The following is a 23911-nucleotide window of genomic DNA, read 5'->3' on the forward strand; positions in this document are numbered from 1 at the left end:
AAGAACGGAAAATTGGCAGACTACCTGTAAACGCTCGTGTGCGTTAGAATGTGCGGCCGCTCCGAACATCATTTTGATACAGGGTAACTTTGGTAATGGCAGGAATGGACGAGCAATACTCCCCCCGTGATGTAGAACAGAATGCCCGCGATTTCTGGGAGAAGAACAAGACCTTTGCGGTTCGAGAAGAGCCGGGCAAACCCAAGTACTACTGCCTGTCCATGTTCCCCTACCCCAGCGGCAAGCTGCACATGGGCCACGTCCGCAATTACACCATTGGCGATGTGATTTCCCGTTACCAGCGCATGCAGGGCAAGAACGTGATGCAGCCCATGGGCTGGGACGCCTTCGGCCTGCCTGCCGAGAATGCCGCCATTGCCAACAAGACCGCCCCTGCCAAGTGGACCTACGCCAACATCGAGTACATGAAGAACCAGCTCAAGCAGCTGGGCTTCGGCTACGACTGGGATCGGGAACTGGCCACCTGCAAGCCGGATTACTACCGCTGGGAACAGTGGTTCTTCGCCCGCCTGTATGAGAAGGGGCTGGTGTACAAGAAAATGTCCACGGTGAACTGGGATCCGGTCGATCAGACCGTACTCGCCAACGAGCAGGTGGTGGACGGTCGGGGCTGGCGCTCCGGCGCGCTGGTGGAGCAGAAGAAGATTCCCCAGTGGTTTATCCGCATCACCGACTACGCCGAGGAGTTGCTGAACGACCTGGACGCGCTGGAAGACTGGCCGGAACAGGTCAAGACCATGCAGCGCAACTGGATCGGCAAATCCGTGGGCACCGAACTGACCTTCCCGCTCAAGGATCGCGACACCGGCCTGACCGTCTATACGACCCGCCCGGACACGCTGATGGGCGTGAGTTACATGGCCGTTGCCGCCGAGCATCCGCTGGCCAAGGAAGCCGCCGAGCGCCACCGCGATGTCGCCGAGTTTGTGGATGAGTGCCGCAACAGCAAGGTCGCCGAGGCGGAGCTGGCCACCATGGAGAAGCGCGGTATCGACACCGGCTTCAAGGCAGTTCATCCGCTCACCCAGGAAGAGATCCCGGTCTGGGTGGCGAACTTTGTATTGATGGATTACGGCACCGGCGCCCTGATGGCGGTGCCCGGCCACGACGAGCGTGACCATGAGTTTGCCCGTAAGTACAAGCTGCCGATCAAGCAGGTAATCGCGGCCAGCGACGGTCGTGAGATTGATGTGCAGGAACAGGCCTTCACCGAGAAAGGCATCCTGGTATCGTCCGGCAAGTACAGCGGCCTGAGCAGCGATGAAGCCTTCGACGAAATTGCCAGCTATCTGGAGAGCCAGAACATCGGCAAGCGCACGGTGAATTACCGCCTGCGCGACTGGGGCGTTTCTCGCCAGCGTTACTGGGGCGCACCCATTCCGATGATGACCCTGGAAGACGGCACTGAGATGCCGGTACCCGATGACAAGCTGCCTGTGCGCCTGCCTGAGGACGTGCAGATGGACGGCGTGCAGTCCCCCATCAAGGCCGATCCGGAGTGGTGCAAGGCGGAGTTCAACGGTCAGCCGGCCACCCTGGAAACCGACACCTTCGACACCTTCATGGAATCGTCCTGGTACTACGCCCGGTTCTGCAGCCCCAATTACGACAAGGGCATGCTGGACCCGGCTGCCGCCAACTACTGGCTGCCAGTGGACCAGTACATCGGCGGCATTGAGCACGCCATCCTGCACCTGCTCTACGCCCGCTTCTTCCACAAGCTGCTGCGGGATGTCGGGCTGGTAACCAGCTCCGAGCCGTTCAACCGCCTGCTGTGCCAGGGCATGGTGCTGGCCGAGACTTTCTACCGCGAGGACGACAAGGGCGGCAAGGTGTGGATTTCCCCTGCCGACGTCACCGTGGAGCGGGACGAGAAAGGCCAGCCCATTCGCGCCCTGCACAAGGCCGACGGCGAGCCGGTGGTGTCCGGCGGCGTGACCAAGATGTCCAAGTCCAAGAACAACGGCATTGACCCGCAGGCAATCATCGACCAGCACGGCGCCGATACCGTGCGCCTTTTCATGATGTTTGCCGCGCCCCCCGAGCAGTCCCTGGAGTGGTCTGACAGCGGCGTGGAGGGTGCCCACCGGTTCCTTAAGCGTCTCTGGCGCCTGGTGAATGAGCACGCTGCCGGCGGTGCCGCCCCTGCTCTGGACAACGCCGCCCTGAACGATGCCCAGAAAGACCTGCGTCGCAAGACCCACGAAACCATCGCCAAGGTGAGCGATGACATCAGCCGTCGCCTGACCTTCAACACCGCCATCGCCGCGGTGATGGAGCTGCTGAACGATGTCAGCAAGCTTCAGGGCGAGGAGCCACAGACCCGTGCCGTGCGCCAGGAGGCCCTGGACACTGCAGTTCTGGTGCTGTCCCCCATTGTGCCGCATATTTGCCATACCCTGTGGCAGGCCCTGGGGCACCAAGAGCCTGTCGTCGATGCCAACTGGCCGAAAGCCGACGAAAGCGCCATGGTGCGCAGCCAGATCCAGGTGGTTCTGCAGGTAAACGGCAAGGTGCGGGCCAAGGAAGACGTGCCGGCGGATATCAGCAAGGCCGATCTGGAGAAGCTCGCGCTCGAGAACGAGAATGTGATGCGATTCATTGAGGGGGCCACGGTGCGCAAGGTGATTGTCGTTCCTGGCAAGCTGGTGAACGTGGTGGCCAACTGATATGCCAATGCAAGGCTGGACCGGCCCGATAAAAGGCCTGGCCCTGGCCGGGGCTCTCTCGATGCTGATAGCCGGCTGTGGCTTCCAGCTCCGTGGTGCGCCGCCGGTCTCCTCCGCCTTGCAGCCTCTGGCCGTAATCTGCGCCGCCAATGTTCCCGACACCCTGTGCCAGTCGGTGCGGGAACAGCTTACGCTGGGGCAGGTGCAGCTCACCGATCGCGAGGCCGCCGACTACGTGCTTCGCCTGAGCAATTTTGAATCAGACCGGCGCGCCTCGGCCATCACGGCCCAGGCCGCTGCCGCAGAATACACGCTGCGCCACGCTGTGGATCTGGAAGTTGTCAGCGCAGACGGCGTTCCTCTCGTGGCAACTACAGAGCTCAATACCACCGAGAGCTACCGTTACGACGAAACCAACGTGCTGGCCAAGCAGCGTGAAGAGGAAACCCTCCGCCAGCAGATGGACGACCGCCTGGCCCAACAGATCATCTTCCGCCTTGCCCCGTTGACTTCGGAGCGCATAGAAGCCATCCGTCAGGACTACCAGAGCAGCCAGGACAAGAGCGCTGCAGCCCCGGGCGAGCCATGAAGACCACGCCGGCGCAGTTGCCACAATTGCTGAAAAAAGGCCTGGCGCCGGTCTACCTTGTGTCCGGCGACGAGCCTCTGCTGGTTCAGGAATCCTGTGACCTGGTACGCAAGGCCGCCCGGGATGCCGGCTTCCATGACCGGTTGACCTTTCATGCCGACCATCAACTGGACTGGAACGCCGTCGCCGACGAATTCAGCGCCATGTCTCTGTTCGCGGAAAAGCGGCGCATCGAAATCCACCTGCCAACCGGCAAGTTGGGCGACGGCCGCGCTGTCCTCGAGCAGGTACTTCCGGATCCGCCGGAAGACATTATCCTGCTGCTGATCAGCACCCGCCTGGATGCCGCCGAAACCCGCCGCAAGTGGTACAAGGAACTTCAGGGCAAGGGTGTGCATGTGCCGGTCTGGCCGGTGGATGCCGACAAGTTTCAGGGCTGGCTGCAGCAAAGAGCCGCCAACCAGGGCCTGAACCTTACCCGTGGTGCCCTGGCAATCATGGCCGAGCGACTGGAAGGCAACCTGCTGGCGGCCAGCCAGGAGCTGGACAGACTTTCGTTGCTGGCCAACGGCACCACCATTGATGAGGAAACGGTCGAGCAGGCGGTGCAGGACAGCTCCCGCTTCAACGGTTTCGAGCTGGTGACCGAACTGATCAGCGGTCGCGCCCCTCACGCCAGCAAGATGATCACCGTGCTGCAGCAGGAAGGCGAAAATCCGCTGGGTCTGCTGACGGTCCTTGGCCGCGACCTCAACCTGCTGCTGGAAATGAAGTCTCCGGCCAACCAGGCCGACAATCCTGCGGCATTTCTGAAAAAACGCGGCGTTTTCCAGCCCCAGCGGGCGCGAGCCCTCGAGCAAGCAGCCCGCCGGCTGAACCGGAGGCAGTTGCACGAGGCCATCGCCCTCTGCAGTCAGATTGACCGGGCCGCCAAAGGCTTCGATGCATTGCCGCCCTGGCACTACCTGCGAGACATGGCGGCCTTGCTGGCTGCCCGTTCCTGATCTGGATCAAACTCCCTTCATGTGGCGCTTCCTGTGGCCCATACTCCCCCTTGACAGTTTTTTGCAATTGGCTGCATTGTAATCGGACCAACACTCCAAGGAGGTGCATGCAATGAGTCTGCAGGAAGAACTCAAAAAGCTGTCGGAAAAGGTGAAACAGTACCGGGACGAAGCGCGCGTCCAGCTGCATCTGGCCCGGGAAGACGTGAAGGACGAATGGGATGATCTTGAACAGGACTGGGATCGTTTCCGGACCAAGATTGACCAGGTGTTGCACGATGCCGAAGACGCTTCGCAGGAGGCTCGTCAGACGGCAAAAAAGCTCGGCGAGGATCTTAAAACCGGATACCAGAACATTCGCAACAAACTGAAGTAAAACTGTTAACTCGTTAACACTACGCCACAAATCTCTACCACAGAGACTCTATGCCCCGGAGTCTCTGTGTCATACTTCACAGTATTAGTGAACAAACCGTCATAGTTTTGACCACCTGATCAGATTGTGACCAGTAAGGCCCTATATGCCAGGGCGTTTGTGCACACTGCGAGGTATAAAAGGCGTATGAAACGAATCTTACTGCTTCTCACAACACTCGGCCTGCTGCTGACCACCACACTGGTGATCGGCCAGAACATCCGGTTCAGCGATCCCGAAACGGTGGTTTCCGAGCACTTCTGGGGCAACCTTTACGCGGACGGTGGCCGGTCGTTCTTCTGCGACCAGGCGTTCACCAGCAAGGGTTTCGTTCTCACCGACGGTTATGTTTACCCGTTGGCCGACGTGCGCAGCGCCCTGAACTGCGGAACGTCACGGCAGTGCGAGCAGGACAACCGGTACCGGCAGATTGCCTCGGATCTCCATAACATGATTCCGGTACGCAGCCGCACTGAAATGGGCCGGCGTAACGCACGGTATGAGGATCTGGGTGAAGGCGCGAAGCCCGATGAATGCGGCATTCGCCAGAGCGCACAGTTCTTCGAGCCACCGGTTCGGGTAAAGGGTGATGTCGCCCGCACTGTTGCCTACATGGTCGATACGTACGACCTGCCCTGGCTTGGCTCCACTGCCCTGTTCAAGGGCTGGAACCGACTGGACCCTCCCGATGACGGCGAGCTGACGCGCCACCGTCGAATTGCCGAGATCCAGGGCAACGATAACCCGTTCATTACCGATCCCGGGCGCATGGAACAACTCTGAGCAACCGGGCTCCGGCGTGCCACCCAGCGGCCGGCCGATATAACGGTCAGACAAAAAAACAGGCCCGAAGGCCTGTTTTTTTTGCGTCAGAGCTCTGCGTTCAGCCTCAGAACTCTTCGGCGGTCAGCGCCATCATGGACTCACTGCCACTGCGGATACCCTCCGCGAGAGAGACAGTCTTCGGCAACAGTCGATCGAAGTAGAACCGCGCTGTCTTGAGCTTGCCACTGTAGAACCCGGAGGTGTCCGACTCGGCCTGGGGAGCCGCCGCTTTAACCATCTTCGCCCACATGTAGCCAAGTGCTGTCAGACCGAACAGATCGAGGTAGTCCACAGAGGCGGCACCAATGGCGTTGGGGTTGTCCCCGGCCTGCTTGATGACGTGCTCGGTTACGTCGTCCAGACGCTCAACGGCCGCCGCCAATGGTTCCAGGAACGGACGCAGGTGCTCGTCAGCGCTGTTTTCCTCGAGGAAGTTGGCCACGTCCTGGGCGAACAGTTCATAAAGCTTACCCTGGCTGCCAACCACCTTCCGGCCCATCAGGTCCAGCGCCTGGATACCGTTGGTACCCTCGTAGATCTGGGTGATACGGCAGTCACGAACCAGTTGCTCCTGGCCCCACTCGCGAATAAAGCCGTGGCCACCGAATACCTGCTGACCGAGGATACAGGTTTCCAGACCGCGGTCGGTCAGGAAGGCCTTGGCCACCGGCGTCAGCAGCGCCACCATGCCCTCGGCATGCTTGCGGCGCTCGTCATCCTCGGCGTACTTGGAAATATCCAGCCACTGGGCCACGTATGTGGAGAAGGCACGACCGCCTTCTACATAACTCTTCATGGTCAGCAGCATGCGACGCACGTCCGGATGTACCAGGATCGGATCTGCCGCCTTCTCGGGCTGCTGGGCACCGGTCGGCGCACGGCTCTGGATACGGTCCAGCGCGTATTCCCGGGCGCTCTGCAGGGAGGCTTCAGCGGCGCCAATGCCCTGGATGCCAACACCCAGACGCTCGTAGTTCATCATGGTGAACATGGCAGCGAGGCCCTTGTTTTCCTCACCAACCAGCCAACCCTTGGCGCCATCGAAGTTCATGACGCAGGTGGCAGAACCCTTGATGCCCATCTTCTTCTCGATGGAGCCGCAGCTGAAGCTGTTGCGCTCACCCAGGCTGCCGTCGTCGTTTACCAGAAACTTGGGCACCAGGAACAGGGAGATCCCCTTCGGCCCCTTGGGTGCGTCCGGCAGCTTGGCCAGCACCAGGTGGATAATGTTCTCCGCCATGTCGTGCTCGCCCCAGGTGATGAAGATCTTGGTACCGGTGACGTTGAAGGAACCATCGCTGTTGGGCTCGGCCTTGGTGCGGATGATGCCCAGGTCGGTACCCGCGTGCGGCTCGGTCAGGTCCATGGCACCGGACCAGACGCCGGAGTACATGTTGGGCAGGTATTTTTCCTTCAGCTCCTGGCTGCCGTGGGCGTCCAGGGCCAGACAGGCGCCGGCGGTCAGCATCGGAGCCAGGCCAAAGGCCATGTTGGCGCCCTGCATCATTTCCTCAAACTGGGCCACCAGGGTTTTCGGCATGCCCATACCACCAAATTCGGGGTTGCCGCCAAGGCCGTTCCAGCCGCCTTCAAGGATGGTCTGGTAGGCCTCCTTGAAGCCCTCGGGAGTGGACACTTCGCCGTTGTTCCACTTACAACCCTGCTCATCGCCCTCGCGATTCAGAGGCGCCAGTACGCCACCGCTGATCTTGCCTGCCTCTTCCAGAATGGCATCGGCGGTTTCCGGGTCAACATTCTCGGCAACCTTGGGCAGAGAGGCCCACAGTGCCGGGGCATCGAATACTTCGTTAAGAACGAAGCGCATGTCACGCAGGGGTGCCTGATAATCAGCCATCGAAACTCTCCAAAAAATTCTGTCAGTCAGTTCAGGTGACCTGTCGATCGCTGTGCAACCGATGACACCTGTTCGGGCTATGTGTCCGCTGAAGATTATTTTTATGGGCGCCTATTCTACCCTAAAAGCGAACCCTAACTCATGAAGAAAGCCCGCCTCCGGAGAGCGCGGGCTTTGTGTCCTTCTGAACTGTCCTTCGGTGCCCGCGCCTTAGATGGCGAAGGCTTCCTCAGGCATATCCATCAGGCTGTCGGCACCAGCGAGCATGCTCTCGGCATGGCCCCGGGCCTTCGGCAGCATGCGCTTGAAGTAGAAGCGCGCGGTCTGCACCTTGGCGTTGTAGAACATCTCCTCGGAGGTGCCCTCAACCATCCGGTCCAGCGCTACCTTGGCCATACGGGCCCACAGGTAGGCAAACACGGCGTAGCCGGAGTACATCAAGTAATCGACAGACGCCGCACCCACTTCCTCGCGGTTCTTCATCGCCGACATACCGATCTTGGTGGTCAGCTCGCCCCACTCCTTGTTCATGGCGGCCAGCGGCTCGATGAATTCCTTCAGCTGTTCGTTTTCGGCGTTTTCCTTGCAGAACAGGTGCACCTGCTTGGTGAAGCCGCGCAGAGACTCGCCCTGGGTCATCAGTACCTTACGGCCCAGCAGGTCCAGCGCCTGGATGCCGGTGGTGCCCTCGTAGATCATGCCGATACGGGCGTCACGAACGTTCTGCTCCATGCCCCATTCGGCGATGAAGCCGTGGCCACCGAACACCTGCATGCCCAGGTTGGCTGCCTCGTAACCGATTTCGGTCAGGAACGCCTTGGCGATCGGGGTCAGGAAGCCCAGTGCCTCGTCCGCTGCACGACGCTCTTCGTCGGTCTTGCCGCTGTGAACAATGTCGGCCTGCTGCGCGGTCAGGTAGATCAGCGCGCGGGCGCCCTCGGCAACGGCCTTCTGGGTCAGCAGCATGCGACGCACGTCCGGGTGCACGATGATCGGGTCAGCAATGCCTTCCGGGTTCTTCGGACCGCTCAGGGAGCGCATCGCCAGACGCTCTTTGGCGTAGGCCAGGGAGCCCTGGAAGCCCAGCTCGGCGGCACCCAGACCCTGGATGGCAGTACCGATACGGGCAGTGTTCATAAACGTGAACATGCAGTTCAGGCCCTTGTTCTCCGGCCCGATCAGCCAGCCCTTGGCGCCGTCAAAGTTCATTACGCAAGTGGCGTTACCGTGGATACCCATCTTGTGCTCGATGGAACCGCAGGACACCGCATTGCGCTCGCCAGCGGAGCCGTCTTCGTTCGGCAGGCACTTGGGCACGATGAACAGGGAGATACCCTTGGTGCCTTCCGGCGCGCCCGGCAGACGTGCCAGGACGATATGGACGATGTTCTCGGCCATGTCGTGCTCGCCGGCTGAGATGAAGATCTTGGTACCGGTGATAGCGTAGGTGCCGTCGGCATTGGGCTCAGCCTTGGTGCGCAAGGTACCCAGGTCGGAGCCACAGTGCGGCTCGGTCAGACACATGGTACCGGTCCACTCACCGCTGATCAGTTTGGTGAGGTAGGTCTGCTTCTGCTCCTCGGTGCCATGGGCCTCAATGGTGTTGGTGGCGCCGTGGCTCAGACCAGGGTACATACCCCAGGACCAGTTGGCGGTACCGACCATTTCGCTCATAACCAGGCCCAGGGAGTGCGGCAGGCCCTGGCCGCCGTAGTTCGGATCAGCCGTCATGGACGGCCAGCCGCCTTCCACGTACTGCTGATATGCCTCTTTGAAGCCGGTCGGCGTTTTTACACCGTCTTCGCTCCAGGTGCAGCCTTCCTTGTCACCCACCTGATTCAGCGGAGACAGTACCTGCTCACAGAACTTGGCACCTTCCGCGATAATGGCATCGACCATATCCGGAGTTGCGTCTTCCGCGCCTTCCAGATTGGCGTAGTGCTGCTCGCTGTTCAGCAGCTCGTTCATTACGAATTTGATGTCACGCAGGGGCGCTTTGTATTCAGGCATGGAATCCACCTCGGTTTTCGGTCTCAGCTGAATCAGGAATGACAGCTTACGGCCTTGGGTTTGCTCAGACACCGCAACGCTGTGCGCCGCGGCCTTAATTAAACACTTGTTTGAAACATACGTTTACTGGCACAGAATTGTCAATAGCCGGATGAAAAATTTGTGTTGCGTTGTGTCACCAGCCAGGCACGGTTTGGGCGTTCCAGGCCCACGGCCGGACCGGACTATGCAATGCAGGGGGATGGGGAAAAGCAGCTATGCAGCGCTGTTAATCAGGCGGTAACGGGTTCGAACGAGGACGCGTCTTCAGACTCCTGTTCGCCGAGGCGTGACACGTCCCGATAGGCGTCACTCGCCGTGCGCGATACGCCCTTTTCGGTAGCCAGTTCGGCCTGCGCCTGAAGCATGAGCTGCATGGCCTGAGCGGCCACTGCACGGTCCTGCCCGGAGGGCTCTGCGGGGGCAAGGGCCGCCGCCCGCACCACGCGCATCTTCTCGATGGTGGCCTGCGGGTCGCCCTGGACCGGCGCAACATCAATCGATACCTCGCCGCCCACTGCGTACTGGGCACCGTCGGGACCGCGCTGATACGTGTAGGAAACGGACCCTGCGTACTGGCCGCCCACCGCCTGGTGCGCCGATTCATGGGCGCGCACTTCGCGGTCCCGGGCTTTCAGCTCGGACAGCTGCTTGAGTTCCTGTTCCGTGAGGCCGCGGGCATTATCGGCCGCCGACCGACTGGCCCGTGATGACAGCTCCTCACTGGGATTCGAAGACTTCTCGGCTTGGGAGCGCGTGTCGGCTGACACGGGCGCCCCGGACGAACCCTCATCACTCGAGGGAGCCGAGCGGCTAACGATAGCCGGGACAGCTGAGGGAAAAGCTGGCGAAAGAGAGGGAATCACGTTTTCGGCCTCGGATCAGGCCATGATATCCAGCAGGGTGCCGAGGGTTTCGTCGGCAGTCTTTACCACCTGGGCGGACGCTTCCACGCTGCGCTCATAGATTTTCAGGTCGACAATCGGCTCGATCAGGTTGCCAGCGCCTTCGGCCGTGCCCTGGGGGCCATCAACACCGCCACGGGCAATTTTCCGGGCAGCATTCTCCATACCGACCATGCCGTCCTGGATACCCTGGATACCGATGGAGAGTGTATTACCGATCATGACAGCCACCCCGAATGACCATTAATTGGCACAATTAAGCCACAGTTCTGGTCAATTTTCAAACAGTCCGTCGATGTTCAGATACTTGGCCAGAACCTCCGGGCCACCGTTCTCGATCCAGGGCAGTATCCCGAGGCATGGTGCACCCAGATGGTTGACCAGGTAGTTCAGCGTGTCCTGCTCGCAGGCCATGGGATCGGGCTCACTTCGGTTGGCCACCCAGCCGGCCAGGGCGAGACCATCGTTGCGTATGGCTTCTGCGCTCAACAGCGCATGATTGATGCAGCCCAGCTTCAGGGAAACCACGAGGATAACCGGCATATTGAGAAGCTTGGGGAATGCCGCATAGGTCTCACGGTCGTTCAGTGGTACCCGCCAGCCGCCGGCACCCTCCACCAGCAGCAGATCCGCCGGGCGGATCTGCAACCCCCGGCAGTAGCCCACAAGGCGGTCGGCGGTGATATGACGCCCGGCCTGCTCCGCCGCTACGTGAGGCGCGATAGCCGGTTCAAGGGCTACCGGATTGATCAGTTCGTAGGCGAGGGGTTCCGAGATGGCATCCTGAAGCATCAGCGCGTCCTCGTTGCGCAAGCCTTCCGGGGTACGGTCACAGCCAGAGGCAATCGGTTTCATGGCAAGCGTGCGCTTACCCATGCCCCTGGCGGCATGAAGGATGGCTGCCGACACCATGGTTTTGCCAACGCCGGTGTCCGTACCCGTCACAAAATAGGATTTCTTTGCCATGTCCAACCCTGCCCTTACCTTCCAGAGACCATCCCGCCATCTGCTCGCGGGGGCACTATTTATGTTTACGCCAGTAAATCCAGGCCGCCTCGTAGCTCGCCATAACCGTGCCGTCTGCTTCTTTGGGGTAGGCATCGCACATGGCGCGCAACCGCCCCGGACCGGTCGCGGCCTTGCGCCGCCCCGCACCGCGAAATCCGGCACCCAGATGCCGGAGCTCCGCTGCAAGGGCCATAGGAGAGGCATAGGGCAGACGGATGGTACGGGTCGCGAGGTCAGCGCCGGCTAGCTGGCTTTCAACCTTCACCTGCAAGTCACTGGCGGTTTCAAACCGGTTCACATGCTGATGCCCGGGATCTGCCGCCTGCCAGGCAGATTTCAGCTCGGCGAGCGTACCATCCAGCAGCGTGGACATCACCAGCCATCCGCCCGGGCGGAGAACCCGCCGGCACTCCCGAAGCACCGCCCGGGGGTCGTCACACCACTGAATCATCAGGTTACTGAACACCAGATCCTGACTACCACTGGCAATCGGCAAATGCTCGGCGTCAGCTACCAGCCAGTCAACAGCCGCTGCACGGCTTTCGGACGCCTGCCGGATCATACCCGGTGACAGGTCAATACCCGTGATGGCTGCCGAGGGCTGCAGGGACTGCAGTTTGCGCGTGAACCAACCGGTACCGCATCCGAGGTCCAACACCTGTCCCTCCGCAAGATCCAGCTCAATTGCCTGAAGCTTCTGTAGCATCGAATTGCCCATGAACCGCTGGAGGCGCGAGGCACTCTCATAGGTGCCGCTGGCGTTGCCAAAGCCCCGGGCTATATCCGTCTTTCGGGTTCGGGAGGCACCCAGACGGGTTTCGAGTGGCCCACTCATGATGCCCACACCGGCACCTCCTCCGACGACAGGAAAGCCTGTATGGCGCCCCAGCAGTCAGACGCCGAGCAACCGCCTGGCCAGTGAGCCATACCGGGTATCACGGCGGTACGGCCACGGATGCCAGCATCCCGTCCTTCCGCCCAGGGCCTGACGACGGCATCCCTTCCGCCCAGGACATGCAGGACCGGCACCGATGCCGATCGCCAGATATCGCACTGATCCTGGGCCACGAGCCAGTCCAGGCTGCTGGCGAGCAGCGAGCGGGAGACCTGTGGTCCAGACTCCAGCCAGGGCTTCAGCTTCTGCCGCTCCTGACGCTCTTCAATCGCTCCGTTGATCATCAGTAACAGAAAATGCAGCCAATACCGATCAGGGTCCTGCCTGATTCCCCGGCAGAAGGCCCGAAAATCCGCCGCCGACATCCCCGTTGGCCAGTCATCATCTGCCACAAATCGTGGAAAACCACCCAGGGTGATGACGGAGGATACCGACCCTGTCTGTCGCGCTGCCGCGCCCATTGCCACCTGACTACCCAGGGACCACCCCATCCACACCGAAGGCTGAGGGTAAAGCGACAACAGCTCGTCGGTAACCTCGGATAGCGAGTGGCAACGGGACAGGAGGTCATCATCCAGCGACACTGGAACCACCTCTCCCGGCCAGAAGCCGTAAAGGGCCGACAGCATCTGCGCCGGAACCCCCCAGCCTCCAACCACAATCAGTCGCGGGCACACCCGGGCAGAACTCATGCCTCCGCACCCTCCTGAGTCAGCAGCTCGCGGCAACTCGACAAGGCGCCCAGCAACTGCTCCAGGTCTTCCACGGTATGTGCGGCACTGAAGGTAACCCGCAAACGCGCCTCACCATCCGGGACGGTTGGGGGCCGAATCGCCGACACCAGCAATCCCCTGGCTTCCAGCGCCTGACTCAGGGCAAGGGCCTGGTGATTGCCGCCCACCATAATAGGCTGGATCGGCGTTCTGGAGGGCATCAGTTCGTAGCCCATGGCGGTCGCCTCGGCACGGAAAAGGTCAACCAGTGCCAGGACATGGGCACGGCGGGCATCGTCCCGCTCAATCAGATCGATACTGGCAACAGTCGCCCTCGCCAGAGCCGGCGGCATCGCCGTCGTGTAAATGTAAGTGCGGGCCTTCTGCACCAGGTAATCCATCAGCAGTTCCGGCCCCGCCACAAACGCACCGCTGGTGCCCACGGCTTTACCCAGAGTGCCAATCAAAACAGGAACATCCTGCTCCGACAAACCCGCCTCCATCACACTGCCCCTGCCCTGGGGCCCGAGCACACCCATTCCGTGTGCATCGTCCACCACCAGCAACGCATCATGGGCGCGACACACGCGGGCGAGCTCCACCAACGGGGCAATATCGCCATCCATGCTGAACACCCCGTCGGTAACTACCAGCTTGTGGCCCGACGTCTCCGCCAGCATCGCCTCCAACGCCACTACGTCACCATGGGCATAACGCCGCACGCGGGCCCGGCTCAGAATGCAGCCGTCAATGATCGAGGCATGATTGAGTCGGTCGGAAAAAATCGTATCGCCACGGCCGGCCAGGGCAGAAATCACACCCAGGTTGGCCATGTAACCGGTCGAGAAAAACAGCGCCGAACTGCGCCCGGTAAACCGCGCCAGTCTCTGTTCCAGCTCGTGGTGAGCCTCGTGATGGCCGCAAATCAGATGGGAAGCCGCGCCCCCCAGGCCGGTATCCGGTAGCGCGTCTCGAAGCGCGTCCAGGTTGCCCGAATGACTGGCAAGGCCGAGGTAATCGTTACTGCAGAACGACAACAACGGCTTGCCGTCCGACACCAGGGCAGGCTGCTGTGGTCCGGAGATCAGCCGCCGGGTACGGTACAGGCCGGCCTGTTTACGCTGTTCGAGTTCTGAAGCAAAGTCCCGCACGGTGCACCTGGAAATCAACTCATAGGCCCGGGCGACAAGCGGGTAAGGCTCCCCGGGATTGTAGAGGGCCAGGGACGGCCCGAAACAAGCGCACATGGATGTGCTCGTAGCGTATCCCGGGGAGCCTTACCTGCTTGTCGCTTCCCCGAGACCGATGAAACCTTCTAGGCAGACTCCCGAGTCGCGTCATAGAACATATGGCGAGTCGCCTCATACTCCACCGCTTCGGCAATCGCCTCCTCTTCCTGCGCCTCTGAGGCACACTGCTCCCGCTGCTCCGGCCGGATACCCAGACGCTTGAACAGCATCATGTCGGCATCGGCTTCCGGGTTGGCGGTAGTGAGCAGTTTCTCACCGTAGAAAATGGAGTTAGCGCCGGCCATGAAACACAGGGCCTGCATCTGCTCGTTCATGTTTTCCCGGCCTGCAGAGAGACGAACGTGGGACGCCGGCATCATGATCCGCGCCACCGCGATAATACGGATGAACTCGAACGGATCCAGATCCTCGACATTCTCCATGGGCGTGCCTTTCACCTTCACCAGCATGTTCACCGGCACGCTCTCCGGATGGTGCGGCAGGTTCGCCAGTTGCACCAGCAGGCCCACGCGATCGTCCTCGTCTTCACCCATGCCCATGATGCCGCCACAGCACACTTTCATGCCGGCCTTGCGCACGTTATCCAGGGTATCCAGACGGTCTTGGTAAGTTCGGGTGGTAATGATATGGCTGTAGTACTTCTCGGAGGTATCGAGGTTGTGGTTGTAGTAATCCAGGCCGGCCTCGGCCAGCTCAACGGCCTGCTCTTCCTTCAGCATGCCCAGGGTCATGCAGGTTTCCAGGCCGAGTGACTTGACCTGCTTTACCATATCCAGGACATAGGGCATGTCTTTCTTCGAGGGGCTGCGCCAGGCCGCGCCCATGCAGAATCGGGAGGCGCCTTTCTCCTTGGCGGCACGGGCCTCGGCCACCACTTTTTCAATCTCCAGCAGCTTCTCTTTCTCAAGGCCGGTATTGTAATGACCGCTCTGGGGGCAATACTTGCAATCCTCAGGGCAGGCGCCGGTCTTTATCGACAGCAGGGTGCTCACCTGCACCTCGTTCGGATCAAAGTGCTGCCGGTGCACGGTCTGGGCACGGAACAGAAGATCGTTGAAAGGGAGCTCGAAAAGCTCGCGGGCTTCTTGCAGTTTCCAGTCGTGGCGGAGTTCTGTCGCGGTCATGTGAAAGTCCTGTTAACCTGTCCCGGTCTCTGGGTTTACGGATGAATGAGATGATAAAGGGACTGAACTGGCTGTCAACCTTCATGGAACGAAAGGTTAACAGCGTCAAACACGGCGGCCTCTGTGTTGCCTGCCTTTCTTCCAGGGCTTTCAATGGCTTATGCGACCCCTGCCGGGGCGACCTGCCGGCGAACCAGTGGCACTGCCGCTGCTGCGCCCTGCCCCTGGCGTTTCCGTCGTCAGAATTGCTGTGCGGGGACTGCCTCAAAAATCCACCATCTTTCGATATCGCCCTGGTGCCCTGGCGTTACCAATACCCCGTGGACGGCATGATCGGTCGTTACAAGTACAACGGGCAGCGCAAGTTCGGTCGGCCCCTGATGGAGGATTTCGCCGGAATTGCGGAGCAGGCACTGGCCTGCGGGCGCGTGGCGCGGCCTGAGGCGCTGATTCCGGCGCCCATGCATGCCCGGCGGCGCCGGCAGCGAGGTTTCAATCAGGCTCAGGACATTGCCGAAACCCTGGGCAGGCACCTGGGTATTCCGGTTGCCAGCGATGCGGTCCGGCGTGTTCGGCGCGTGCGCTCCCAGCGGGAGCTGAACCGGGAGGCGCGGTTGGCGAATCTTCGGGGCGTATTCGAGGTGGTGTCGGAGGTGCCGGCGCGGGTGGCCATTGTGGACGATGTGGTGACGACCGGGGCGACGGTTCGGGTGTTGGCGGCGGTTTTGCGGGAGGCGGGGGCGCAGGAGATTCAGGTGTGGGCTTTGGCTCGGACACCCGGGTAACTTTTTTTACTATTTGAACTCGGGAGCATGCGCAGGGCGGGGTGGCCTTCCCGGGATACGCTACAAGCACCCGCACGCGGGTCCAGCCAGCAATCACAGATTGCTGTCGTTCGGCTGTCGCACGAAGCTTCGCTTCATAAGCGCTCGGCCTCACCCATGTGCGCTTGTTTCGGGCCATCCTTGGCCCTCTACAATCCCGGGAAGGCCACCCCGCCCTGCGCCCGAACCTGTCATTAGCATTCAGATCAGCTTTTCTCTCACCATGTCTGCGATAGCCAAACACGATGTCAGCCCCGGCGATTCGATCCCAAACAAATTCACCAACCCGGAAACGCCGTGTTCTTCGGGGCCATCAATCCGGAAGTCTGCAAAACCGTCCTCAGGCCCCGCCAGTTTGGGTCGTATGCCGGCGTAGGCCGGTTGCAGACGGGAGGCGTCCAGGTCCGGCCACCATTGGCGGATGCCGTTTGCGAAGGTCTCCATCCGGGCGGGGTCAACGGTGTAGTCTTCTTTGTCGATCCACTCCACGTCCGGGCCGAAACGGGCCTGGCCGGCCAGGTCGAGGGTCAGGTGAACGCCTAGGCCGCCGGGTTCAGGGACCGGATAGATGAGGGTGTTGAATGGGGTGCGACCGCTGTAGCTGAAGTAGACACCGCGGGCGAGCCATTGCCGGGGTTTGGCGCTGTCTGGCAAGCCCTTCCACGCCTGAGCCAGGGGAGCGGCGCCCAGGCCGGCGGCGTTGATGACGGTTGTGGCTTTGAGTGCCAGCGGGGTTTCGCCACCAATCTGCAGGCGGTGGCCATGGCTGTCGGATTCGGCAGCGATCACCGGGGAGTGGAAGGCCACTTGCCCGCCGGCGTCCTCAAGTTCCCCGAGCAGGGAGAGCATCAAGCCGTTGCTGTCGACGATGCCGGTCTCCGGCGACCAGAGGCCGGAGCTTGCGCTCAGATCGGGGAGTTTTTCTTTCAGGCGATGCGCCGGCACCAGGGCCAGTTCCACGCCGTTGGCTGCGGCGGCGGCCTGTATGTCGAGGAGTCTGGCGTCCTGGGCTTCGCCAGTGGCCACAATCCATTTGCCGCATTTCTGGTGGCGGATCTGATGGCTCTGGCAGTACTCGTACAATCTCTGGCGACCGTCCACGCACAACCTGGCCTTAAGGGAGCCAGCCGGGTAATAGATTCCGGCATGGATGACTTCGCTGTTGCGGGAGGAAATGCCCTCGCCGAAGCGACCTGCGCTCTCGAGCACAATCACCTCCTGCCCTGCCCTGGCCAGCGCCCGGGCCACCGCCAGGCCGATTACGCCGGCGCCTATCACCACCGTTCCTGTTTCCAGTGCGTCTTCTGTCACCTGTGGTTGCCCTCTCCGGATTCTCTGCGCGATAAGCTTACCCCAACTTTCAATTGGCGCGAAAACCGGCCTGCGTCGGGCGGGCAGATTACTCGGGCAGTCATACCGGTTATAATTGTCGCCGGTACGCAGTGCATGGAGCCTCGGTAATGATGTCTGACAGGAAGCAGTTTGTTCTGGTAATGGTGGTCGCCGCCTTGTTCGTCGGCTGGCTGGGCTGGCGTGGTTTTGAGGTGATCAGCCTCAACGAGCGGCTGAAGGCCGATGATGTAGTGTCCAGTTACCCCTACAAACACCGGGTTCTGCGGGTTGAAGGCGATACTGCCATCATGAGCTCGCTGCGATCCCACACCACATCGACCCATGAGGCGCTGGCAGCGGTGTTTCCGAGCATGCGGAACCTCGGCGACAGTCACCGGGACTGGCAACGGGCCGAGCGCGAACTGGCCCAGGTGCAGGCCCGTGCCGGCGACGTGGTACTGGGCGCATCCGGGATCGCGCGCATCCGCTGGGAGCTGGATGAAAACTGGTACCATCTGCAGTCCATGAAATCCAAATACGACACAAGGCTCTGACACACCCTCCTATGACTGACGATCCGGCACTGTCTGCCTCACGCCACCCCTACGACGCGCTCACTCCGGACGTCATCCTGGACGCCATGGAGGACGCCGGATTTGCCGTCAGCGGGCGGCTGTTTGCCCTGAACAGCTACGAGAACCGCGTGTATCAGGTGGGGCTGGACGAGGGTTCACCAGTCATTGCCAAGTTCTACCGACCGGGCCGCTGGAGTGAGGAAGCCATCCGTGAGGAGCACGCGTTCACGCTGGAACTGCTGAACGCCGACATCCCGGTGGTCGCCCCGGTGGAGCTGGCCTCTGGCGACACCCTTGGGCGCCATGGCGAGTTCCGGTTTGCTGTGTTTCCGCAACGCGGTGGCCAGGCACCGGACACCAGTGTGACCGACACCCTGTACCGGCTGGGACAGTGGCTTGGCCAGATTCACAACATTGGTGCCCGCCAGCCGTTCCGGCACCGGTCGCAGATCTCACCGCTGGAGGGACTGCTTGAAAGCAACCGCATTCTGCTGGAGGGCGGCTGGATTCCCGCGGACCTGCGGCCCGCATGGGACAGCCTGATCCCGGATTTGCACTCGCTGTGTGCGGCCCGGATTGATGAGGCCGGGCCCGTTGAAACAGTCCGCCTGCATGGGGACTGCCATGCCGGAAACATTCTATGCCGGGATGAGCAGATGCTGTTTGTGGATCTGGACGATTGCCGTACCGGCCCCGCCATCCAGGACATGTGGCTTCTGCTCAATGGCGATGACCACGAGCGTGGCGCCCAGCTGGGCGAACTGCTCGAAGGCTATGAGATGTTCAGACAGTTCAATCGGCGGGAGCGCCACCTGATCGAGCCGCTGCGCTGCTACCGCCAGATTGCCCACTGTGCCTGGCTGGCCAAACGCTGGGATGACCCGGCTTTCCCACGCTTTTTCCCCTGGTTTGCCCAGCCCCGGTTCTGGTCCGATCAGATTCTCTCGCTGCGGGAACAGCTTTCCGCCCTGCAGTCGCCGGCCATTTCGGTGCCCGGCCAGTACTGAGTTCACACACACTTTTCTGAAACGAGGTAGGCATGAGCCAGAGCGAGGCCCGCTACACTGTTCGCAGCCTGATTGTTACGGCACTGGTGGCCGTAATCGGCACGGTTACGGTGCTGGAAATGAGCGGCAGGATCGACCATTCCGACAACAAGGATCATGTACCGGTTGGGGATTTCCAGGCTATCCACGTAACCGAGGGCGAGACTTTCCGCATGTCGCCGAAAGCCTCGGAGCTGCATGCGGTATGCGAGAACGGATACCTGGCCATCGCCGCCGACGTGGATCCGTCTTTCCGCGGCATCCTGGTGGACTACAAGAATCGCGGGGTTCGCTGCCGCCGCCCCACGCCCACGGCACCGGCCGTGCCGGATCAGCCGGAGGCCAACACCAGCAATGAGTGAATCACGCAAGCCAGACAGCCCACCGGAACAACTCACGGACAGGCTGTTCGCCACCGAACGCAAACCCGAGGATTTCCGGTTTGACGCCTCCGTGGCCCGTGTCTTCCCGGACATGATCCGGCGCTCGGTACCCGGCTACACCACGGTCATCCCGATGATCGAGGTGATCACCGAGCAGTATGCCCAACCGGGCTCCCACTGTTACGACCTGGGCTGTTCCCTGGGTGCCTCCACCCTGGCCATGCGCCACGGCATCCGCCACAAGGATTGCACCCTGGTGGGCGTGGACAATTCCAGCGCCATGATCGAGCGCTGCGAACATTACATAGCCCTGGACGACAGCCCCCTGCCGGTTCACCTGCGCTGCGAAGACATTCTGGACACGGAGCTGACCGATGCATCGGTCACCACCCTGAATTTCACCCTGCAGTTTGTCGATCCAGGCAAACGCGCAGGTCTACTGAGCCGGATCGCCGAGGCGACGCGCCCGGGCGGCGTGCTGATTCTTTCCGAGAAAATCCGCTTCGAATCCGAGACAGAACAAGCCATCCAGACCCGACTGCACCACGAATTCAAACGGGCCAACGGTTACTCAGACCTGGAAATCAGCCAGAAACGCACGGCCATCGAACAGGTGTTGATTCCGGAAACGCTGGAGGCCCACCGTTCGCGGCTGTTGGCCGCCGGCTTCGAGCGGGTTCTGGTCTGGTATCAATGCTTTAATTTTGTTTCCATGCTGGCGATCAAGGCCAGCCCGACCGACAGCGAATCACCATGACGGAGTTCAACTGGCGCAACCGCTTTGGTCCACTGCTCGACACCCTGGTCGCCGACGGCCTCGGCGCCTGGACCGAGACGCTGCAGGCCCAACTGATACGGCGTTTTGAGGATCAGCCCCACGGTGACCTGCCACGCTGGCAGGCTGCCCTGGATCGGCTGCCCGAATTGGCCAATGTGGGCGCCCACCTCGACCGATCCGCCATCACCCTGAACAGTCCGCGCCCGTTGACAGCGGAAGAGCAAAACCAGCTGGAACAGGGGCTGCGAGGCCTGATGCCCTGGCGTAAGGGCCCATTCGATTTCTTCGGCACGCACATTGATACCGAGTGGCGCTCGGACTGGAAATGGGATCGGGTGGCACCTTACCTCTCGGACCTGTCCGGCCGACGGATACTGGATGTTGGCTGTGGCTCCGGCTACCACTGCTGGCGAATGTTGGGCGAAGGCGCCAGCCGGGTGATTGGCATAGACCCGGGCCTGCTGTTCCTGTTCCAGTTCCTGAGCGTCAAGGATTACCTGGGCGAGGTGCCGGTGGACCTGCTGCCGATCCGTATGGAGGATATGCCCGCCGATCTGGAGACCTTCGACAGCACCTTTTCCATGGGCGTGCTTTATCACCGCCGGTCACCGCTGGATCACCTGCTCGAGTTGAAGGGCACACTCAGGCGCGGCGGTGAACTGGTGCTCGAAACCCTGGTGGTAGAGGGGCCGGAAGGCTACAGCCTGATGCCCGAGGATCGCTATGGCCAGATGCGCAACGTCTGGTTCCTGCCCAGCTGCGACACCCTGCTGCGCTGGCTTGATCGGACCGGTTTCCGCAACGCCCGGGTAGTGGACGTAACCGCCACCACCACTGATGAGCAACGCACGACCGACTGGATGCGCTTCAACTCCCTGCAGGATTTTCTGGATCCGGACGATCCTACACGCACGGTGGAGGGCTATCCCGGCCCGCTTCGCGCCACGGTGATTGCCGAAAAACCCTGATTCAGCATCGAAGCAGCGATTGGGTAAAGCCACAAAAAAACCGCCGTGCCTTTCGGCAGGGCGGTTCTTCTGAATCCGTGGTGATCAGTCGCCGAACGGATGCCGCAACGTGATGGTCTCGATGCGATCGGGACCAGTAGAGATTACGTCGATCGGTGCCTCGATCTGCTCCTCCAGGAAACGGATGTACGCCTTGGCGTTTTCCGGAAGCTGGTCGATGCTGGTCAGACCCACGGTGCTTTCGCTCCAGCCCGGCAGCTCTTCATAGACCGGCTCGATGTCTTTATAGCTGTCGCAGCCGATGGGCGGACGGAAGATCTCGCCGTTCGGGGTCTTGTAACCCACGCACACCTTCACCGTCTCCAGTCCATCGAGCACGTCCAGCTTGGTCAGGCAGATGCCGGACACGCTGTTGATCTGGATGGCGTGACGCAGGGCCACAGCGTCGAACCAGCCACAGCGACGGGCGCGACCCGTGGTGGTGCCGACTTCGTTACCCTTGACCGCCAGGTGCTTGCCCATGTCGTCGAACAGCTCGGTCGGGAAGGGCCCGGAACCAACACGGGTGGTGTAGGCCTTGGTGATGCCCAGCACGTAATCCAGGAACAGCGGACCAAAACCGGAGCCGGTGGCGGTACCGCCCGCGGTGGTGTTGGAGGAGGTCACGTACGGATAGGTACCCAGGTCGATGTCCAGCAGGGAGCCCTGGGCGCCCTCGAACAGGATGTTCTCACCACGCTTGCGGAAGTCGTGCAGCATGTCGGTCACGTCCGCCGCCATGGGCAGGATTTCGTCACCCATCTGCCTGAGCTCTTCCAGGGCCGCGTCGATGTCTTCCGGCTCTTCCTTGTAGTACTCGGTCAGAATGAAGTTGTGGTAAGCCATGATCTCGCGCAGCTTGGCTTCGAAATCTGCCGGGTTGCACAGGTCACCCAGGCGCAGACCGCGGCGGGAGACCTTGTCTTCGTAGGCCGGGCCGATACCACGACCGGTGGTGCCGATCTTGTCGACGCCGCGGGCTTTTTCCCGGGCCTGGTCAATGCGAACGTGGGTACGCAGGATGATCGGACAGGCCAGGCTGATGCGCAGGCGATCCCGTACCGCCACGTCGTTGGCTTCCAGCTGGCGCACTTCCTTGAGCAGGGCTTCCGGCGACAGCACCACGCCATTGCCGATCAGGCAGTACACATGCTGGCGCAGAATACCGGAAGGGATCAGGTGCAGCGCCGTTTTCTTGCCGTCAATGACCAGGGTGTGACCGGCATTGTGCCCGCCCTGGAAACGCACCACGGCAGCGACCTTATCGGTCAGCAGATCCACAATCTTACCCTTGCCTTCATCACCCCACTGGGTGCCCAGCACAACAACGTTTTTACCCATGATTCTCTCTCAATACGGCTGCCCTGAGGGCAGGCGTTTCGCAAGTTTTCCTGTAAATGGATTCACCGAAGCCCCGCAGGGATCAGCCCAGCTTCTGCACGACCCACTGGCCGCCCTGTTTCACCAGTTTCCGGTCACACCCCTTGAGCACCGGATCGGTGTTCTTGTCCTCTGGCAACGCGCGGACAACGGTTTCGGTCATTCTCAGGCCGGCAATCACACCATCCAGGGCAGGATCGTCATCCGCCGGTGCCCAGACGGCGCCGGGCCGGCTGCTGACACGCTCGCCCAGGGATACCAGCGCCCGGATATCCAGGCTGAAACCGGTCGCCGGACGAGCCCGCCCAAAGTCGCTGCCAATGGCATCGTAGCGGCCACCCTTGGCAACCGCATCGCCGTGGCCCGGGACATAAGCGGCAAACACCAGGCCGGTGTGATAGTTGTAGCCCCGAAGTTCGCAGAAATCGAAGCCGAAACCGACCTCCGGGTATTCCTTTGCCAGCATGTCGGACACCCGCGCGAGTTGCTCAAGCGCGGCATCCAGACTCTCTGAGGCACCCTCGAGAATGCGGCGGGCGTCGCTGAGCGCTTCCGGACCACCGCTCACCCGGGCCAGCTCCCGCAGGCGGGCGCCAGCAGAGCCTGGCTTGCAGTGACCCAGCAACTGGTCAAGCTCGGGTACCGACTTGCGAGCCATGGCGTCGAAAATGGCCGCCTCGGTATCTCGTTCAAAATCCGCCGCGCCAATCAGGCTCTCGTAGATCGAAACGTGGGCAAGATCAAGATGTACCCGGGGCAGTCCAGCCACCCGCAGGCTTTCCAGCATCAGCCGGATCACTTCCACATCGGCGGCTTCGGAGGCACTGCCGAACAATTCGCAACCGGCCTGGATCGGCGTGCGCCCGGTCAGCATATGGCGGGGGCGGGTATGCAGGACATGGCCGGCATAACACAGCCGGGTGATACCCTCTTCCCCGAGGGTATGGGCGTCAATGCGCGCAGCCTGCGGGGTCATGTCTGCCCGCACACCCATCATCCGGCCGGTCAACTGGTCGGTCAGCTTGAACGTCTGCAATTCCAGATCGTTGCCGGTTCCGGTAAACAGGGATTCGAGGTATTCGATAAGCGGCGGGATGACCAGCTGATAACCCCAGCGCTGGCAGGTATCCATTACATCCCGGCGCAGGGATTCGATCCGTCCGGCCAGCGGCGGCAGAATGTCTTCCACACCGTCTGGCAGTAACCAGCGATCAGATACTGTCATGAGATTCCGTTGTCCGTTTTATCCGCACCAGCGCTGATG

23 protein-coding genes are annotated in these 23911 nt (G+C 61.4%); 11 read left to right on the top strand and 12 right to left on the bottom strand.

The window, feature by feature from the left end; translation table 11 throughout:
* Positions 1–104: 104 nt before the first annotated feature.
* From leuS to AC0J1C_RS12300, 5 genes are all read left to right on the top strand, one after another.
* On the top strand, positions 105–2690 hold the full coding sequence (leuS, locus tag AC0J1C_RS12280; RefSeq protein ID WP_473046545.1) for a leucine--tRNA ligase: 2586 nt from the start codon (positions 105–107) through the stop codon (positions 2688–2690).
* Positions 2691–2697: 7 nt separating this feature from the next.
* Positions 2698–3279, top strand: a complete 582-nt coding sequence (locus AC0J1C_RS12285) for an LPS-assembly lipoprotein LptE (RefSeq protein ID WP_473044136.1) — start codon at positions 2698–2700, stop codon at positions 3277–3279.
* Positions 3276–4283 carry a DNA polymerase III subunit delta gene (gene holA / locus AC0J1C_RS12290; RefSeq protein ID WP_473044137.1) on the top strand — a complete coding sequence of 336 codons (1008 nt, stop codon included), beginning with the start codon at positions 3276–3278 and terminating at the stop codon, positions 4281–4283. Before AC0J1C_RS12285 ends, holA begins: the two co-directional genes overlap by 4 nt.
* A gap of 112 nt (positions 4284–4395) precedes the next feature.
* Positions 4396–4659 carry a hypothetical protein gene (locus AC0J1C_RS12295; protein WP_091986749.1) on the top strand — a complete coding sequence of 88 codons (264 nt, stop codon included), beginning with the start codon at positions 4396–4398 and terminating at the stop codon, positions 4657–4659.
* 186 nt (positions 4660–4845) lie between these two features.
* Entirely contained in the window at positions 4846–5481 is a 636-nt protein-coding gene (locus tag AC0J1C_RS12300; protein WP_473044138.1) for an endonuclease, read from the top strand.
* 106 nt (positions 5482–5587) lie between these two features.
* Here AC0J1C_RS12300 and AC0J1C_RS12305 read toward each other — a convergent pair whose 3' ends face one another.
* The 9 genes from AC0J1C_RS12305 to bioB form a co-directional block, all read right to left on the bottom strand.
* Complete coding sequence (locus AC0J1C_RS12305) at positions 5588–7378, bottom strand: acyl-CoA dehydrogenase C-terminal domain-containing protein (RefSeq protein WP_473044139.1); 1791 nt, start codon at positions 7376–7378, stop codon at positions 5588–5590.
* A gap of 210 nt (positions 7379–7588) precedes the next feature.
* On the bottom strand, positions 7589–9388 hold the full coding sequence (locus tag AC0J1C_RS12310; RefSeq protein ID WP_091990814.1) for an acyl-CoA dehydrogenase C-terminal domain-containing protein: 1800 nt from the start codon (positions 9386–9388) through the stop codon (positions 7589–7591).
* A 272-nt stretch (positions 9389–9660) separates the two neighbouring features.
* Complete coding sequence (locus AC0J1C_RS12315; protein ID WP_473044140.1) at positions 9661–10197, bottom strand: putative metalloprotease CJM1_0395 family protein; 537 nt, start codon at positions 10195–10197, stop codon at positions 9661–9663.
* A gap of 111 nt (positions 10198–10308) precedes the next feature.
* Positions 10309–10554 carry a flagellar basal body rod C-terminal domain-containing protein gene (locus tag AC0J1C_RS12320; protein ID WP_091986757.1) on the bottom strand — a complete coding sequence of 82 codons (246 nt, stop codon included), beginning with the start codon at positions 10552–10554 and terminating at the stop codon, positions 10309–10311.
* A gap of 51 nt (positions 10555–10605) precedes the next feature.
* Positions 10606–11298: a dethiobiotin synthase gene (gene bioD, locus AC0J1C_RS12325; protein WP_375183385.1), complete on the bottom strand. Its 693-nt coding sequence runs from the start codon at positions 11296–11298 to the stop codon at positions 10606–10608.
* 55 nt (positions 11299–11353) lie between these two features.
* On the bottom strand, positions 11354–12175 hold the full coding sequence (gene bioC, locus AC0J1C_RS12330; protein WP_473044142.1) for a malonyl-ACP O-methyltransferase BioC: 822 nt from the start codon (positions 12173–12175) through the stop codon (positions 11354–11356).
* Positions 12172–12927 carry an alpha/beta fold hydrolase gene (locus AC0J1C_RS12335; RefSeq protein ID WP_473044143.1) on the bottom strand — a complete coding sequence of 252 codons (756 nt, stop codon included), beginning with the start codon at positions 12925–12927 and terminating at the stop codon, positions 12172–12174. The genes bioC and AC0J1C_RS12335 overlap by 4 nt, the downstream gene beginning before the upstream one ends.
* Positions 12924–14099 (bottom strand): 8-amino-7-oxononanoate synthase, encoded by a 1176-nt coding sequence (gene bioF, locus AC0J1C_RS12340; RefSeq protein WP_473046547.1) that lies wholly within the window; start codon positions 14097–14099, stop codon positions 12924–12926. The genes AC0J1C_RS12335 and bioF overlap by 4 nt, the downstream gene beginning before the upstream one ends.
* Positions 14100–14263: 164 nt before the next feature.
* Positions 14264–15322 (bottom strand): biotin synthase BioB, encoded by a 1059-nt coding sequence (bioB, locus tag AC0J1C_RS12345; RefSeq protein WP_473044145.1) that lies wholly within the window; start codon positions 15320–15322, stop codon positions 14264–14266.
* 41 nt (positions 15323–15363) lie between these two features.
* On the opposite strand from bioB, the gene AC0J1C_RS12350 reads away from it, so the two are divergent.
* On the top strand, positions 15364–16107 hold the full coding sequence (locus tag AC0J1C_RS12350; protein ID WP_473044146.1) for a ComF family protein: 744 nt from the start codon (positions 15364–15366) through the stop codon (positions 16105–16107).
* Between the two features lie 240 nt (positions 16108–16347).
* Here the strand turns inward: AC0J1C_RS12350 and AC0J1C_RS12355 are convergent, their stop codons facing one another.
* Positions 16348–17457 carry an NAD(P)/FAD-dependent oxidoreductase gene (locus AC0J1C_RS12355; protein WP_473044147.1) on the bottom strand — a complete coding sequence of 370 codons (1110 nt, stop codon included), beginning with the start codon at positions 17455–17457 and terminating at the stop codon, positions 16348–16350.
* Between the two features lie 149 nt (positions 17458–17606).
* On the opposite strand from AC0J1C_RS12355, the gene AC0J1C_RS12360 reads away from it, so the two are divergent.
* Genes AC0J1C_RS12360 through cmoB form a run of 5 tightly spaced genes read left to right on the top strand, consistent with a single transcriptional unit; the run spans position 17607 to position 21228 of the window.
* Positions 17607–18032 carry a hypothetical protein gene (locus AC0J1C_RS12360; protein ID WP_473044148.1) on the top strand — a complete coding sequence of 142 codons (426 nt, stop codon included), beginning with the start codon at positions 17607–17609 and terminating at the stop codon, positions 18030–18032.
* Between the two features lie 11 nt (positions 18033–18043).
* A complete protein-coding gene (locus AC0J1C_RS12365; RefSeq protein WP_473044150.1) occupies positions 18044–19060 on the top strand; it encodes a serine/threonine protein kinase in 1017 nt (338 codons plus the stop codon).
* Between the two features lie 32 nt (positions 19061–19092).
* The gene (locus AC0J1C_RS12370; protein WP_473044151.1) at positions 19093–19461 is read left to right on the top strand and encodes a kinase; all 369 of its coding nucleotides are present in this window, start codon (positions 19093–19095) and stop codon (positions 19459–19461) included.
* Entirely contained in the window at positions 19454–20239 is a 786-nt protein-coding gene (cmoA, locus tag AC0J1C_RS12375; RefSeq protein WP_473044152.1) for a carboxy-S-adenosyl-L-methionine synthase CmoA, read from the top strand. Before AC0J1C_RS12370 ends, cmoA begins: the two co-directional genes overlap by 8 nt.
* Positions 20236–21228 (top strand): tRNA 5-methoxyuridine(34)/uridine 5-oxyacetic acid(34) synthase CmoB, encoded by a 993-nt coding sequence (gene cmoB / locus AC0J1C_RS12380; protein ID WP_473044154.1) that lies wholly within the window; start codon positions 20236–20238, stop codon positions 21226–21228. The genes cmoA and cmoB overlap by 4 nt, the downstream gene beginning before the upstream one ends.
* Positions 21229–21312: 84 nt before the next feature.
* On the opposite strand, the gene AC0J1C_RS12385 is transcribed toward cmoB, so the two are convergent.
* Entirely contained in the window at positions 21313–22608 is a 1296-nt protein-coding gene (locus tag AC0J1C_RS12385) for an adenylosuccinate synthase (RefSeq protein WP_375192200.1), read from the bottom strand.
* A gap of 82 nt (positions 22609–22690) precedes the next feature.
* A complete protein-coding gene (locus AC0J1C_RS12390) occupies positions 22691–23872 on the bottom strand; it encodes an ATP phosphoribosyltransferase regulatory subunit (RefSeq protein ID WP_473044155.1) in 1182 nt (393 codons plus the stop codon).
* Positions 23873–23911: the final 39 nt, after the last annotated feature.

Source organism: Marinobacter sp. E2 (assembly GCF_055755345.1).